Genomic DNA, 14,399 nt, shown 5'->3' with positions numbered 1-14,399 from the left:
CAAGTCAAGACGGATTTTCTGGCGGATGAGGGGTCGAGGCCTCAGTTTTCGAGCGCCATTCCGTACTGCTGGAACAGTTGCTTCTGCGTTCCGTCAGTTATCAGCCCGGTCAATGCAACCTGCATCTTCTGGCGCAAATCCTCGGGGAAGTCCTTGTGGCAGGCGATGCCCATCACCTGGCGCGACAAGAGGACGACGCGCTCCAGCGGCTTACCCTCCTTGATCAGCTTGTCCAGGTAAGGTTCCGACAGCGGCATCATGTCGATGCGGTCGTTCATCAGTTTCTTGAGCGTCGCCGACATGGTGTTGGCAACGTCGATCTTAGGGAATTCGAGATTGCGCAGCAGGGTCTCGGTGTAGTCCTCGCGCCAGGTGCCGACTGTAAACGGTTTTGCTTCTTCGAGGGTTGTCGCGTTGACCGAAGTGCCTGTGTGTTTGACGAGAAAATTGCGATCGACCAGCAGCGGCTCAACCCATTTGAACAGGGTGTCGCGATCGCTTGTATGGGCAGTGACAAAGACGCAGTTCATCGGTGTCGTCCGGGCCTGTGAATAGGCGCGGGCCCAAGGGACGACGTCGATGGTGAAATCGTTCAATCCGCGCATCATCAGCCTGATCTGGTCGACGGCAGCGCCCCGGATGTCGTTTCCTTCGCGGTAGCTGAAGGGCGGATATTCTTCCGTCACGAAGGATACAGTCTGCGCCTCGGCAGTGACGGTAAGCTGGGAAGCAATCAGGAAAGGCAAAAGCATTTTGATCATGGGCTTCTCCAGCGCGAGGTTCAGGATGCCAAGGCCATACTGCCGCGACCGCCGCTAGTGTGGCCTGCCAGCGTTTCCAGCAGCGCATCCGGATGCTGTGGCCTGTGGAACAGGTAGCCCTGGCCGTAGTCGATACCCATGGCGATCAGCGTCGCACACTCGTCTTCGGTCTCTATGCCTTCAGCGATCACCGTACAGTTCATCTTGTGGGACAGGGTCGTGATGCTTTCGACCAGCATCCGGCTTTTCCGACGGACGTCCGGAGACGCATCGTTGATAGCCTTGGTGAAAGATTGGTCGATCTTAATGATGTCGACCGGAAAGCGGTTGATGTAGCTGAGCGACGAGTAGCCCGTCCCGAAATCGTCCAGCGCGATGCGACATCCGAAACCGCAGATCTCGTTGATGATGTTGCGGACCTCGGGGTTGTCGTCCATCAGGACCGCCTCGGTGATCTCGATGACGATCCGTTGCGGCTTGATTTCGTGGCGCATGAGCAGACCGGCGATCAATGCGGGCAGGGCCGGCTCGAACTGGAGTGGCGAGAAGTTGATCGCCAGATAGACATCCTGCATGCCGTCGAGCCTGGAAATGCGGGCGAGGTTGGCGATGGCTTTTTCCATGATCCGCGTTCCGATGCGGATGATGGATCCGGTTTCCTCGGCGATATCGATGATCGGCTTTGGCGGCAGGACTCCCTTCTGTGGATGGTGCAGGCGCATCAGCGCCTCGAAGCCGGCAATCGAACGATCCTCGATGTTGACGATCGGCTGCAGGTAAGCCTCGAACCAGTCTTCGGTCAGGCCTGTCTCGATGAAGGCTTCCACCTCGGCGCGGCCGCGTGCGTCGTCCAACATGCTGTTGTCGAAGATCTGCGCGCCATTTTTGCCCTCGCGCTTCTTGGCATACATGGCCATGTCTGACTTTTGCAGCAGTTCGGAGGCGTTGGCAGCGTGGCGCGGATAGATGGCGATACCGATGCTGGCGCTGAGGCGGGCATCGCCAACGAACGGAGCTGCGAAGATCTCTGCGACGCTGGCTGCCATGGCGAGTGCCTTTTCTTCGGCGTCTTCGGACAAGATCAGAATTGCAAATTCGTCCCCGCCGAGGCGGGCTGCGATGTCACCTGGCGACAAATGGGCCTGCAGACGCGCGACGAGTTCGCACAGTGCTGCATCGCCTGCAGCATGGCCGAGATTGTCGTTGATCCACTTGAAACGGTCAAGATCGATAAACAGGCAGGCCAGTTCCCGGCGGCGTAGGTCTGCCTCGTTGATCTTGGCATCGAGCGCCGTCTCGAAACCCTGGCGGTTCAGGAGGCCGGTCAGGTGATCGGTGATCGCCTGGCGCAGATTGCGGTCCTCGGATTGCTTGAGTTCGGTGACATCTGTCATGACCGACAGCGACCGTCCGCCCTTGGCGGCTGTCGATTCCAGGATGAGCAGATCCATGATCCGGCCGTCTGCGCAGGGGAACTTGACCGTCACCTCGATCTGCGGTGCAGCCCGGCCGTGTTTCTGCTTTCGCTGAATGTATTTCTCGCGGGACTGTTCCATCAGCAGGCTGGCGAAGGGGCGGCCAAGAACCTGCTCCCGCCGGTAGCCTGTCGCGGCCAGCCAGTAATCGCTGACGGCGGAAATGCAGTCGTTCTGGTCCAGGGAGAACAGCATGGCGGGGGTGAGGTTGTAGGTATCGGTTGCGCCGCGATGGGCGAGCTTCAGTTCTGTCTCCTCGCGCTCCAGCTTGATCTGCATCTCGTTGAAGCTGCGCGCCAGCCGACCCATTTCGTCGTTCGATTGCCAGTCGACGTGGTGGCGGGAGCCGAGCTGGCGTGTCGCCTCGATGGCATGGGCAAGCCGCATCAGCGGCTGGATGACAAATATCCGATTACCGATCAGGGCTGTTCCGAAAACGGTCAGTACGGCGAAAATGAAAATCGAGATGAAGACGATCTCTTCGTGCTTCAACCCATCGAAGATGCCGAGCTGCGGGTAGAGAACGGTGATGGTGCCGAGGGTCTTCCTGCCGTCCACCGTCATGTAAGTGATGGCGCGCGAGATCGATTCCAGCTTGCCGTCGAAGGATTTGGGAATGGTCGATTGGGTAATGTCCAGCTGTCCGGATGTGTCGCGGACGTTGACCTGGACCTGCTCGCCCTCGGAGACGGTGGTGGCGCTGACCTGGGTGATGGTGTCCTCGTCCAGATCCCAGAGAGGCTTGGCCAGCGCCTGTGCGTTGGCGGCCAGCAAGACCGTGATGTGATCGCGGATTTCCTTCTCGGCGCGTTCCGACGAGAGAAACAGGAACAGCACGAACAGCGGTGCGACGAAGACCAGAAGGGCGCCGCAGACGATCGCAAAAAACCTGTTTTCGACGGAATTGTTCATCGCGTCCGAATCTTCCCCTGGTTGAAGGTGGCGCTCGAGCGATGTTTATCGGACGGCTGCAACTCTGTGGCGTAAAGTTTCACAGATTTGTTAAGGGTTGCTGAAACGGCGGGGTTAACGGTGTGGTATCTCAGTGCCCGAGGCCGCTGGTCCACAGCTGGCTGCAGGCACGAAAAAACCCGCCGTCCAGCGAGGATGGCGGGTTCTGATTTCTTCGACGATTTCGGAAAAGCTTACTCTTCCGAAGCGCCTTCTTCCCCTGTCGTTTCGTCTTCAGTGACGCCGACTACCGGGGGAACGATGGTGGCGATCGTGAAGTCACGATCTGTGATCACAGGCTGTACATCCTGCGGAAGTGTGACGTCCGAAATGTGGATGCTGTCGCCGATCTTCAGGCCGGTCAGGTCGACCGAGAAGAATTCCGGGATCTTGTCGGCAGGGCAGGTCACTTCAACTGCATGGCGAACGATGTTGAGAACGCCGCCGAGCTTGATGCCAGGTGCCTTGTCGTCGTTGAGGAAGTGAACCGGGATTTCAACGGTCACCTGGGTGTTGCCGGAGACGCGCAGAAAATCGACATGCAGAACGAAGTCGCGGACCGGGTCGAGCTGGTAGTCCTTCGGCAGGACGCGGTAGGACTTGCCGTCGACTTCGACCGTGACGATCGTTGTCAGGAAGCCACCGGCGTGAACGCGCTTGGTGACTTCATTGGTGTTCAAGGTGATGGAAACGGGAGCCTGCTTGTCGCCATAGATGACAGCAGGAATGAGACCTTTGCGGCGAAGTTCACGGGCGGACCCCTTACCGACCCGTTCGCGTGCGTCGGCCTTGAGCTGATAGCTTTGGTTGCTCATGGCAATTCCTTTCAAGATTACTGGAGAGTCTTGGCCTTTGCGGTGAACCGCGTGGCAAGACCGGAGGACGGCCGAAACCGGCCCCATCCGCATTGCCTCCAAGGGTGTCTGCGCGGACGCGTGGCGTATAGGGCAAAAGACTGCAAAACGCAATACTACCGGCCGCATGGCGACAAAAGCGCGATATCTGCGCCGAAAAGCAGTTTTGACGCGTATTGTGTGGACGGTATTTTGAGACCGTTCGGGGCCCGCAGGCTGCGCAATATTGTAACATGTAGAGATCGTTCCCGCAGCGTTGGACGCGCAGGCTATGCGGGAAGAGCGCGGTGCCGGTTTCTGCAGCAGGCAGTTTGGGACACGGGATAAGTTGTTCAGGCGGTCCGGTTTAGGCAGATCGGCGGTTGACAGGTTGCAGCGTCGTCTTTCACAGTCGCCCGGTGCAACGGCAAAGGGAGAGTTGTTATGCGTTACCGGACCATCGCTGCTGCAATCGTTCTGACCACAGGAGTTTCGGGCGCATCTTACGGCGCCGAGGTGAACGAGCAGGGTGCCAAGGATCTGCGCAACTCGCTCAGCGCGTTCCTTCCCCACGATATCGCCAGCACTTTTCTCTCCGTCAAGCCGATCGGCAATCGCTACGAGGTTACCTACGATCTCACGAAGCTGCTCGACCGTTTTCCTTCCCCGGATTTCACGATTTCCGGTCTGAAGCCGCTGACGATGTTCGCGGCGCCTGCGGAAAAGGGCTTGTGGAACATCGATGGTGACAACTCCGTCGATATTTCGGCTCATTCCAAGTTGGGCGACGGGCCGGCGACCGACATTCAATATCAGATGGGGTCGATGGTCTACAGCGGGGTGTTCGATCCGGCGATCAGCTACATGCGCTCCTTGGATGCGACGGCGCGGGACTTCAGGATGTCCTCGATCTCGGGCGCTCAGAAGGTCGAGGCCGGTGCTGCCGGCATGACCTACAAGTTCTCGTCCATCGACACGGCAAAGCCCGGCACCGTCGATATGATCGCCAGCGGCGCGATGCCCAGCTTTTACGAGAAGATCGCCGGCCAGGCCTCGGGAAATGCCGAGATGAAGGCGGACAATCTGACATTCGACGCCAAGGCGACCGGCGTGCCAATCAATGCTTTGCGCGATCTCATCCGTTTTGCCTTCGAACACGCCGAAGCCAAGAAGCTGTCGAAGAGCGGTGGCGAAAAATTCCAGAAGCTGGTGCGCAATGCGCTGCCGCTTTTCGGCTCGCTTGAGGAGACCGCCGTCGCCAGCAATCTCTCGGTTTTGACCGATGTCGGGACGGCTTCGCTGGACAAGCTGACCTACTCCTTCAAGATGAACGGCCTGACCGAAGCGTCCAGCATCGGCTTCGGGCTGAGGGCGGAGAAGCTGAAACTTGCTTCCGGGCTGGTACCGGAGGGTTACGAGGCGCTGGTGCCCGACACGACCGTGGTTGAAGTCGGTATCCCCGACATGAACTTTGCGGCAGCCGCTGACATGCTGCTGAAGACCGATTTCTCGACGCCGGAGGGCCTGTCGACTGAAAATGGCCGCAAAATAGGCAGTGCGATCTTTCCAACCGACAAGCTGACGATCGATTTTCCCGAGATCAGTGCAGTTTCCAGCGTCTACGACATCTCCGTGTCGGGCAAGGTTGTCTCCAACCTTCAGCAAACCAATCGCTACGCATTGCAGATGAGCGTGCTTTCCCGCGACTACGACAAGACCATCGCCTTCGTGCAGAATGCCGCAAAGACTGACGCTGAGCTTAACCAGATCTCCTTTGGGATGATGATGGCCAAGGGATTTGCCAAGACCGATCCGGACGGCCGGCAGCGTTGGGATGTCACTGTGACCGAGGATGGCGCCTTCACCGTCAATGGCCAGGTGATCACACCGGCAAAATGACGACCGCTTTTCGCGGAGAAGCTGTCCACGCGCCGATACCACCGGCATGCTGCACTTAGGCATTGCGCTTGCCAGCGTTTCGCGCGAAGATTTCAGCTTCGAAGCCTTGGGAGGGGCGCATGCACAATGAGATTGCTCATGCGGAGCGAGTCTACGCCAGCGCGCAGCTGAAATCGGCCGCGGCGAGTTCACCAATCATAGCCTCCTGGCACCGCTGCATGTCGATGTACCAGTTGGCGCCGGAGCAGAACTGCGCGCCGCTGCGGCTGACGGAGCAGGAGTTTCGGCTGGCAAGGGAGCAATCTGCGCAGCTCATCGTCGAAGCGACCGACGAGCTCGACCGCCTGTTCCTGACGGTCGGCAAGGCCGGTTGCTGCCTGCTTCTCACCGACAGCAAGGGCGTTGCGCTGGAGCGGCGCGGAACGGGCAGCGAGGACAAGGATTTTCGCAGCCTCGGGCTTTGGCCTGGTGCTGTCTGGAGCGAAGCCAGTGCCGGGACCAATGGCATCGGCACAGCACTGGCCGACGAGCGTTCGGTGACGGTCTACCGCGACCAGCATTTTCTCTCTTCGAACATCAATCTCAGCTGTACGTCCGCGCCGATCCGCGATCATCGCGGGCAGCTGACGGCCGCGCTCGATATTTCGACCTGCCGCGAGGACGTCAATGAAATGGCGCTCGCCATCCTGTCGCAGGCGGTGCGCGATGCCGCGCTGCGCATCGAGACCAATCTCTTCCGTAGCGCGTTTCGCGGCTCCCGGATCGTTATGGTTCCAAGCGGCAGCAATCCGGCGGCAGCGCTTCTGGCCGTTGACAAGGACGACCTCATTCTCGGCGCCACCCGCGCTGCAAGGCTGGCGCTCAAACTCGACGATGCCCGGATAAAGGCTGGACTGCCGGCATCTGATGCCTTGCACGAGGACCGCAGCGACGATGGCGCTGACCTCATGGCAGCCGAGCGCGCAGCCCTGCGCCGCGTGCTGTCGCGCAATCACGGCAACGTTTCACAGGCAGCCCAGCAACTCGGCATCAGTCGCGCGACGATGCACCGCAAGATGAAGAAGCTTGCGCTTCACTGATTTCAGCCGGCCCCGACGGACGTGGCTGGAACCCAGGCTCATGAGGCTGCGTGAACCGTCCCTGTCGGGTGGATGTTGCCTATCGCGTGATCGTTTGCCTGTCGCATAGGCATCATCCTGTCTCACAAGTGAAACACTGTGCACTGCGGCATTGATTGCCGGCTCTACCTCAGGCCCCTTTCCGGGTGCAGGTTCCTCCCATCGATCCGCAGGATCAGTTCACTCAGGGAGAATGACATGCTGCATCAGAAAATCGTCGAGTCGCCGTTCAAGCTAAAATACGGCAACTACATCGGTGGCCAGTGGCGCGAGCCGATCTCCGGAAAATACTTCGACAACACCACGCCCGTGACCGGCGGCAAGCTCTGCGAAATTCCTCGCTCCGACGAGAAGGATATCAACGCTGCCCTCGACGCCGCCCATGCCGCCAAGGATAACTGGGGCAAGACGTCGACCACGGAGCGCTCGAACATCCTGATGAAGGTGGCGCAGCGCATGGAGGACAATCTCGAGCTGCTCGCCAAGGCCGAGACCTGGGATAACGGCAAGCCGATCCGCGAAACCATGGCGGCCGATATTCCGCTAGCGATCGACCATTTCCGCTATTTCGCAGCCTGCATCCGTGCACAGGAAGGCTCGATCGGCGAGATCGACCACGACACGGTCGCCTACCATTTTCATGAACCGCTCGGTGTCGTCGGCCAGATCATTCCATGGAACTTTCCGATCCTGATGGCCGCTTGGAAGCTCGCGCCGGCGCTTGCCGCCGGCAATTGCGTGGTCATCAAGCCTGCCGAACAGACGCCGGCGTCGCTGCTGATCTGGGCCGAAATGGTGGGCGACCTGTTTCCTGCCGGCGTTCTCAACATCGTCAATGGCTTTGGCCTTGAAGCTGGCAAGCCGCTGGCCACCAGCCCGCGCATCGCCAAGATTGCCTTCACCGGCGAAACCTCGACGGGTCGGCTGATCATGCAGTATGCCAGCCAAAACCTCATCCCCGTGACGCTGGAACTGGGCGGCAAGTCGCCGAACATCTTCTTCGACGACGTCATGTCGCAGGACGACGATTTCCTCGACAAGGCGCTGGAAGGCTTTGCGATGTTCGCGCTCAACCAGGGCGAAGTCTGCACATGCCCCAGCCGGGCGCTGATCCAGGAATCCATCTATGACCGGTTCATGGAAAAGGCCGTCAAGCGCGTCGAGGCGATCAAGCAGGGCAACCCGCTTGACAGCGCCACGATGATCGGCGCGCAGGCCTCCAGCGAGCAGCTGGAGAAGATCCTCGCCTATCTCGACATCGGCCGGCAGGAAGGCGCGGAAGTGCTGACCGGAGGCTCGCGCAATGACCTCGGCGGCGAACTCGCCAACGGTTTCTACGTCAAGCCGACGATCTTCAAGGGTCACAACAAGATGCGGGTGTTCCAGGAAGAGATCTTCGGCCCCGTGGTCTCGGTGACGACTTTCAAGGACGATAAGGAAGCGCTCGAGATCGCTAACGACACGCTCTACGGCCTCGGTGCCGGTGTCTGGAGCCGCGATGCCAACCGATGCTACCGCTTTGGCCGCGAAATCCAGGCGGGACGTGTCTGGACCAACTGCTACCACGCCTATCCTGCCCATGCGGCATTCGGCGGTTACAAGCAGTCGGGCGTCGGCCGTGAAAACCACAAGATGATGCTCGATCATTACCAGCAGACCAAGAACATGCTGGTGAGCTACAGCACCAAGGCACTCGGTTTCTTTTGAGAGCGGTGCGAATGGTTGAAGGTATCGGCCCTCTCCCTGAAAAGGGGGAGGGCAATGCGTTTGCAGGAGGTAAGATGTCCGAAACCATCAATGGCGAACCGCGGGTTCTGGCGACCGATGCGGCGCTGCAGTTAATACGCGAAATCCAGGTCGATCATCCGAACGTGCTTTTTCACCAGTCCGGTGGCTGCTGCGATGGATCATCGCCGATGTGCTACCCGGTGGAGGAGTTCATGATCGGCGATCATGACGTGAAGCTCGGCGAGATCGGCGGTGTCCCGGTCTACATATCCGGCAGCCAGTTCGAAGCCTGGCGGCACACGCAACTGATCATCGACGTAGTGCCGGGCAGGGGCGGCATGTTCTCGCTCGACAATGGCCGCGAGAAACGGTTTCTGACGCGCTCGAGGATGTTCGACGGAGGCGAAGCCTGCGCGATCCCCTTGGTGAAAAGGGTCTAGGAACTATGGATTTTCGGTAGGCGGCCTCAGTCGAACAGGCTGGAAACCGATTCTTCCTGGCTGGTACGGTTGATTGCCTCGCCCATCAGGCTGGCCGTCGAGAGAACGCGGATGTTGTGGGCGGATTGCACCGCTGTCGTCGGCTGGATCGTGTCCGTGATGACAAGTTCCTTCAGCTTGGACGAGGTGATGCGGGTGACGGCTCCACCGGACAGTACGCCGTGTGTGATGTATGCCGTGACGCTGGCAGCGCCTTGGGCCAGCATCGCATCGGCGGCATTGCAAAGCGTGCCGCCGGAATCGACGATGTCGTCGATGAGGATGCAATCCTTGCCTTGAACGTCACCGATGATGTTCATGACTTCGGACTCGCCGGGACGGTCGCGACGTTTGTCAACGATCGCCAGCAGACAGTCGAGGCGTTTTGCGAGCGCTCGGGCGCGGACCACACCGCCGACGTCGGGGGAAACAACTGTGACGTTGCTGATGTCGTAGTTCGCCTTGATGTCCCGCGTCAGAACCGGCACGGCATAAAGATTATCGGTCGGGATGTCGAAGAAGCCCTGGATCTGGCCAGCATGCAGGTCGAGCGTCAGCACGCGGTCGGCGCCGGCCTCGGTAATCAGGTTTGCGACGAGCTTGGCTGAAATAGGTGTACGGCCGGAGGCGCGACGATCCTGGCGGGCATAACCGAAATAAGGGATAACTGCAGTAATGCGTCGTGCTGACGAGCGGCGCATGGCGTCGATCATGATCAGCAGTTCCATCAGGTGATCGTTCGTCGGGAAAGAGGTAGACTGCACAAGGAAGACGTCCTCGCCGCGGACGTTTTCCTGGATCTCGACGAAGATCTCCTGGTCGGCGAACCTGCGGACAGTTGCCCTGCCCAAGGGCACGTTGAGATAATTGCAGATCGCTTCGGCAAGTTGCCGGTTCGAGTTCCCTGCGAAAACCTTCATTTTGGTCCGCCCATTTCCAGTTTGATAGCCGCGCTTTTAACCGCCCCGGTCTCGAATGCAAGGGCTTAGGACAAGTGGAGCCCAGAATTGTGTGTAGGGGGGATGCTATCCACCGCGTGTCTGGCGCCAGCCATTGAATTCGGCGATCGTCTTCGAGGCGATTTTCTGCATGACGGATGGTGGAACAGCGGCCCATGGATCGCCGCGCTTCAGCGGTACGCTCTCCGTGCCCTGGATACGGTGCAGGCGTCCGCCATTGCTGTCCAGCACGTCCCAGACGTAGGAGACGGTGATCTGGGGGCCGTCTGCAAAGGTCGTGAGGTAGCCCTTCAGAATGTAGGCTGCGGCGGTGTCGCCCGATCCCTTGATCGTCAGCCCGTTGGCGCGCGCCTCGACGCCCAGCTGTCGCGACAGCGGCGTGACGGCCTCAACCGGTCCTCCGATGATCGGCAGGAAGCGGATGGTGTTGCCGTCGCTCGCTGCAGCCGGCGGCAGCGATGCCTGCTGTTGCTCGCCATCGGGCTGTTGCTGCCCAGCGTTGGATTGGTCGCTCTGCTCGGCGGCCTGTTGTTGTTCTTGCGCAGGCTGCGGGTCGCCCAGTCGGCGCTCGGCCTCGCGTTGCTCGTCGGATTGCGACGGCAGGGAATTTTCAGTGTCCTGACCCTGCGACATGCCATCGTGGAGCGGTTTGGACGCAACCGGGTTGCGGCTGCCGCTGCGCAATGCATCGGCCTGCTCGTCAAGCGTTGCGGATGAGCTGCCGGTGGTGCTGTAGCCCTGCTGCTGGTAGCTGGATTGATAGCTGTCCTGGGTCTGGGCGCCGTAAGTCGGCTGGTGAGGCGCCGCCGCCATCCGCTCTACCTCGCGCTGGGTGACCGGGGCGGAGGCGACATCGTTGCCGATACCGACCCGAGGTGTCAGCGCATCGGTCGTGTTACAGGCGGACAAGGCCGCGAATGCGACCACGATGATCGGTATCGACCTGACAGACACCATGGTTCCTGCGTCCCTTCATCGCCCGGTTGAGCCGGCGGGTGACAGGACAGCATCGGCTTGATCCTCGTTCCCGCTCGAAGAGACAGGATACGCCTTATCGGTTAAGAAATTCGAGCGGATGGCGCGAAAGAGTTTTGGGAGCGTCTGCGGTCGTGAGGTAGGTCTGGCCGAGCGTCATCGCCGTGCCGGTGTCGGAATCCATGATGATCATGTGAACGAACAGCGACATGCCGGGCTCGATCTCCTGCGGATTGCCGATGTGGAACATCTGCTGTTCCATCCACGAGGGCGAGAAGCGGGCGCCGAGGGAATAGCCGCAGGCATTGAGACGGTGCCGCGCCAGGCCGCGCTCGTCCATGATCCTCGCATGCATGTCGAACACGTCGCCAAAGTTATGGCCCGGCTTCATCACGGTCTCGATCGCCTGAATGGTTTCGAGGCAGGCGCTGAACAGCTCGCGATGGCGATGTGTCGGCTCGCCGACGACGATCGTGCGCATCATGGCAGCATGGTAGTGGGCGTAGGTTCCGGCCCATTCCAGCGTCAGCTGGTCGTTGGCATCCAGCTTGCGGCGGCCCGCCTTGTAGCGGCAGAGCAGGGCATCGATGCCGGAGCCGATGATGAATTCATTGGCCGGATAGTCGCCGCCGCCTGAGAAAACCGCGCCCTGCATGGCGGCAAGGATCGCGGCTTCATCGCCGCCGGACCCGGTTAATGCCAGCGCCGCATCCAGCGCGTCGTCGGCAAGGGCTGCCGCGCGCTCGACATAGGCAAGTTCGGTCGGGCTCTTCACCAGCCGGAGACGGCCGACGAGGTAGGAGGCATCGACCAGCTGGGCGAACGACGTCAGTTGATCGTCGAGCAGGCGTGCGGCGCGGCCGGTCATGCCGTGCGTGTCGTATTCAACGCCGATGCGGGCGCCGAGCAGGTCCATTTCGCTCAGCAGGTTCTTCAGGTCGAGCGTCGGGTCGGCATTGATGCGGTCGACCCAGATGTGGATGTCTTCGATGACGGAGGTCTGGCGCGCTTGGCGCAGGTCTGCAGAACGGGTCAGCAGCGTCATCGTACCGTCGGCCTTTACCACGAGCGTCTGGAAGAAGCAGTAGCCGAAGGTATCGTAGCCGGTCAGCCAGTACATGCTCTCCTGGGCAAAGAGAAGCATCGCGTCGAGCTTCTCTTCTTCCATCTTTGCCGTCAGCTTTACGAGTCGGTCGGCGAATTCGGTGCGTTGGAAGTGCAGGGCCATGTTAAAACGTGTCCTCGATTGCGATGGCTGAGATCTGCCGGCCGTAGTCTTCCTGGCGCTCGTGGGTCGTGCGGCGATAGGAGAAGAAGCGGCCGGCATCGGGGTAGGTGCAGAGGCCGAGGCTTTCGGCCGTGACGCCGGCTGCCGTCAACCGGTCGACGGTCAGGGCCGGCAGGTCGAACATCGCGTGGCCCTGATTGGCCGAGCCTGAGAAATAGCGCGTGTAGGCCGGATCGTGGGCGAGGAAGCGTTCGACGAACTCCGGGCCAACTTCGTAGCTGCTGCTGCTGATCGACGGGCCGAGGCAGGCAACGATTGATCTGCGCTCGGCGCCAAGCGCCACCATCGCGTCGATGGTGTTTTCGAGTACGCCTGTCAGTGCGCCCTTCCATCCCGCGTGGGCTGCGCCGATCACCCGGTTCTTGGAATCGGCAAAAAGGATCGGGCCGCAATCGGCTGCCAGCACGCCGAGCACTATGCCGGGTACGGCTGTCACCAGCGCGTCGGCCTGCGGCCTTGTGCCGTCATAGCCGGCATCGATAGTAACGACGTCGGCGGAGTGGATCTGATGGACGGTGGCGAGCTTTTCGACCGGCTGGCCGAACCATGCAGCGACCCGGCGGCGGTTTTCCTCGACTGCAGCCCGCTCATCGCGGGAGCCGAGCCCGACATTGAGGCCGCGATATATACCCTCGGAGACGCCGCCTTGTCGGGTAAAATAGCCGTGGCGGATGCCGGGGCGGCCGATTGCCGCCAGCAGCGGGCTTTCCAGGGGTTGCAGCAATGCGTCGTCCTTCACGTCCGGTTTCGTCTGGCTTGCGCAGCCGTTGCCTGGCGTGCGGTCCGCTGCTTCGATGGCGCGGATGTTTTCCCCACGGCAGGCGGGCTGTCAATCCACCGGGCGGAACGGCATCAGGTCGATGGCCGGACTGGAAACTGCGAGCACCTTGAACAGTTCCCCCATCTTGCCTTCGCCAGCGCCGGCCAGCCGGTCCACGGCTAGCTGGATATCGCGCTGCACCGTGCCGTCCTGTCCCCGGCCAAGCGCACCGGCGCGGTCCGCCAGTCCGAGCCCTATCAGGAAATCGCCCTGGTAGGCGCAACCGTTGACGTGGATGCCTTCGGCGAGCGCTGCTTCGGCGAGGCTCTGGAAATCGATGTGGCTGGTGAGGTCCGCTTCGCCGGGATGGGCGAGCGGCGGATCGTATTCATGCATCCGCACGGCCTGCAGCGTGTCGCCGAAACCCGTAGACAGATGGCCGTAGTCGATGATGACGGCAGTGCCGCCATTGCTGCCGAGCCGCTCGCAGATGGCGCTCATCACCGCCTGGCGGGCAGGGGCGATTTCGAAGACAGTGCCGAGCGGCGTCTTGGGTGCGGATTCCGGCATAAGGGCTGGATCGAGGGTTGCGGTGCCGGCGGCAAAGCTGAGTTCGTCATCGATGTCGAGCACCACCACCCGCTCGCGAAAGCCCGTCGCGGTGCGTACAAACTGGCGGATCGGGATGGCATCGAACAGTTCGTTGGCGGCCAGCAGCGTGAAGCCATGGGGGACGTCGTTGAAATCGACGTGCCAGGCGACCTTGGCGCCATGGGACTGCAGCGTCTCCTGCTGGATGTCGCGCAGTCGTTCGCTGGTTTCGACCAGATGCACCTGCATGCTGTCGTAGAGCAGCGGTGCCAGGCGCCGGATGACGCGCAGCATGTCGGACATCATCGTGCCGCGACCGGGGCCGATCTCGACAAGACGCACACCCGGCGGCGTACCGTGGCGCTGCCAGGCATGCACCATGAAGACGCCTATCATCTCGCCGAAGAGCTGGCTGACCTCTGGCGCGGTCACGAAGTCACCGGACGGGCCGAAGGGTTCGCGCGTACGGTAGTAGCCGTGCTGCGGGTCAGCGAGGCACAGCGAGAAATAATCGGTGACGCTGATCGGCCCGTTGGCGCGGATAATGGTCTTGATCTTTTCCCCTAGCGCGGTTGTCATCGC

General features: G+C 60.9%; 12 protein-coding genes. 4 read left to right on the top strand and 8 right to left on the bottom strand.

The genetic code is table 11. The features are described from left to right. Positions 1–41 precede the first annotated feature (41 nt). The 3 genes from PR017_RS10080 to PR017_RS10070 form a co-directional block, all read right to left on the bottom strand. Positions 42–761: a substrate-binding periplasmic protein gene (locus PR017_RS10080; RefSeq protein ID WP_111222699.1), complete on the bottom strand. Its 720-nt coding sequence runs from the start codon at positions 759–761 to the stop codon at positions 42–44. Between the two features lie 20 nt (positions 762–781). Further along, a complete protein-coding gene (locus tag PR017_RS10075; RefSeq protein ID WP_111222700.1) occupies positions 782–3,148 on the bottom strand; it encodes a putative bifunctional diguanylate cyclase/phosphodiesterase in 2,367 nt (788 codons plus the stop codon). A 233-nt stretch (positions 3,149–3,381) separates the two neighbouring features. Continuing rightward, positions 3,382–4,002, bottom strand: coding sequence for a 50S ribosomal protein L25/general stress protein Ctc (locus tag PR017_RS10070; RefSeq protein WP_111222701.1), 621 nt, complete (start codon positions 4,000–4,002; stop codon positions 3,382–3,384). Positions 4,003–4,464: 462 nt separating this feature from the next. Here PR017_RS10070 and PR017_RS10065 point away from each other — a divergent pair, with 462 nt between their 5' ends. The 4 genes from PR017_RS10065 (at position 4,465) to PR017_RS10050 (ending at position 9,205) form a co-directional block, all read left to right on the top strand. Next, entirely contained in the window at positions 4,465–5,919 is a 1,455-nt protein-coding gene (locus tag PR017_RS10065) for a hypothetical protein (RefSeq protein ID WP_111222702.1), read from the top strand. 119 nt (positions 5,920–6,038) lie between these two features. Beyond that, on the top strand, positions 6,039–6,998 hold the full coding sequence (locus PR017_RS10060) for a GAF domain-containing protein (RefSeq protein WP_111222703.1): 960 nt from the start codon (positions 6,039–6,041) through the stop codon (positions 6,996–6,998). Between the two features lie 237 nt (positions 6,999–7,235). Beyond that, positions 7,236–8,744 (top strand): aldehyde dehydrogenase, encoded by a 1,509-nt coding sequence (gene adh / locus PR017_RS10055; RefSeq protein ID WP_111222704.1) that lies wholly within the window; start codon positions 7,236–7,238, stop codon positions 8,742–8,744. A gap of 74 nt (positions 8,745–8,818) precedes the next feature. After that, positions 8,819–9,205 (top strand): DUF779 domain-containing protein, encoded by a 387-nt coding sequence (locus PR017_RS10050; protein WP_111222705.1) that lies wholly within the window; start codon positions 8,819–8,821, stop codon positions 9,203–9,205. A 26-nt stretch (positions 9,206–9,231) separates the two neighbouring features. On the opposite strand, the gene PR017_RS10045 is transcribed toward PR017_RS10050, so the two are convergent. From PR017_RS10045 to PR017_RS10025, 5 genes are all read right to left on the bottom strand, one after another. Beyond that, positions 9,232–10,164, bottom strand: a complete 933-nt coding sequence (locus tag PR017_RS10045; protein ID WP_111222706.1) for a ribose-phosphate pyrophosphokinase — start codon at positions 10,162–10,164, stop codon at positions 9,232–9,234. 105 nt (positions 10,165–10,269) lie between these two features. Continuing rightward, positions 10,270–11,160 carry a hypothetical protein gene (locus PR017_RS10040; RefSeq protein ID WP_111222707.1) on the bottom strand — a complete coding sequence of 297 codons (891 nt, stop codon included), beginning with the start codon at positions 11,158–11,160 and terminating at the stop codon, positions 10,270–10,272. A gap of 94 nt (positions 11,161–11,254) precedes the next feature. Further along, positions 11,255–12,406, bottom strand: coding sequence for a M24 family metallopeptidase (locus PR017_RS10035; RefSeq protein WP_111222708.1), 1,152 nt, complete (start codon positions 12,404–12,406; stop codon positions 11,255–11,257). Between the two features lies 1 nt (position 12,407). Beyond that, entirely contained in the window at positions 12,408–13,205 is a 798-nt protein-coding gene (gene pgeF / locus PR017_RS10030; protein ID WP_111222709.1) for a peptidoglycan editing factor PgeF, read from the bottom strand. Between the two features lie 90 nt (positions 13,206–13,295). Beyond that, positions 13,296–14,396: a class I SAM-dependent methyltransferase gene (locus PR017_RS10025; RefSeq protein ID WP_111222710.1), complete on the bottom strand. Its 1,101-nt coding sequence runs from the start codon at positions 14,394–14,396 to the stop codon at positions 13,296–13,298. Positions 14,397–14,399: the final 3 nt, after the last annotated feature.

Source organism: Rhizobium tumorigenes, from assembly GCF_003240565.2.
Lineage (GTDB): Bacteria > Pseudomonadota > Alphaproteobacteria > Rhizobiales > Rhizobiaceae > Rhizobium > Rhizobium tumorigenes.
Note: the sequence above shows the minus strand (reverse complement) of the source record. Positions and strands in the feature narration are given on the sequence as shown.

What these genes read in the sequence shown, in the direction of transcription:
- PR017_RS10070 (WP_111222701.1), bottom strand. Translation starts at nt 4,002, where the DNA reads ATGAGCAACCAAAGCTATCAGCTCAAGGCCGACGCACGCGAACGGGTC.
- PR017_RS10035 (WP_111222708.1), bottom strand. Translation starts at nt 12,406, where the DNA reads ATGGCCCTGCACTTCCAACGCACCGAATTCGCCGACCGACTCGTAAAG.
- PR017_RS10025 (WP_111222710.1), bottom strand. Translation starts at nt 14,396, where the DNA reads ATGACAACCGCGCTAGGGGAAAAGATCAAGACCATTATCCGCGCCAAC.
- PR017_RS10065 (WP_111222702.1), top strand. Translation starts at nt 4,465, where the DNA reads ATGCGTTACCGGACCATCGCTGCTGCAATCGTTCTGACCACAGGAGTT.
- PR017_RS10060 (WP_111222703.1), top strand. Translation starts at nt 6,039, where the DNA reads ATGCACAATGAGATTGCTCATGCGGAGCGAGTCTACGCCAGCGCGCAG.
- PR017_RS10040 (WP_111222707.1), bottom strand. Translation starts at nt 11,160, where the DNA reads ATGGTGTCTGTCAGGTCGATACCGATCATCGTGGTCGCATTCGCGGCC.
- adh (WP_111222704.1), top strand. Translation starts at nt 7,236, where the DNA reads ATGCTGCATCAGAAAATCGTCGAGTCGCCGTTCAAGCTAAAATACGGC.
- PR017_RS10045 (WP_111222706.1), bottom strand. Translation starts at nt 10,164, where the DNA reads ATGAAGGTTTTCGCAGGGAACTCGAACCGGCAACTTGCCGAAGCGATC.
- PR017_RS10075 (WP_111222700.1), bottom strand. Translation starts at nt 3,148, where the DNA reads ATGAACAATTCCGTCGAAAACAGGTTTTTTGCGATCGTCTGCGGCGCC.
- PR017_RS10080 (WP_111222699.1), bottom strand. Translation starts at nt 761, where the DNA reads ATGATCAAAATGCTTTTGCCTTTCCTGATTGCTTCCCAGCTTACCGTC.
- PR017_RS10050 (WP_111222705.1), top strand. Translation starts at nt 8,819, where the DNA reads ATGTCCGAAACCATCAATGGCGAACCGCGGGTTCTGGCGACCGATGCG.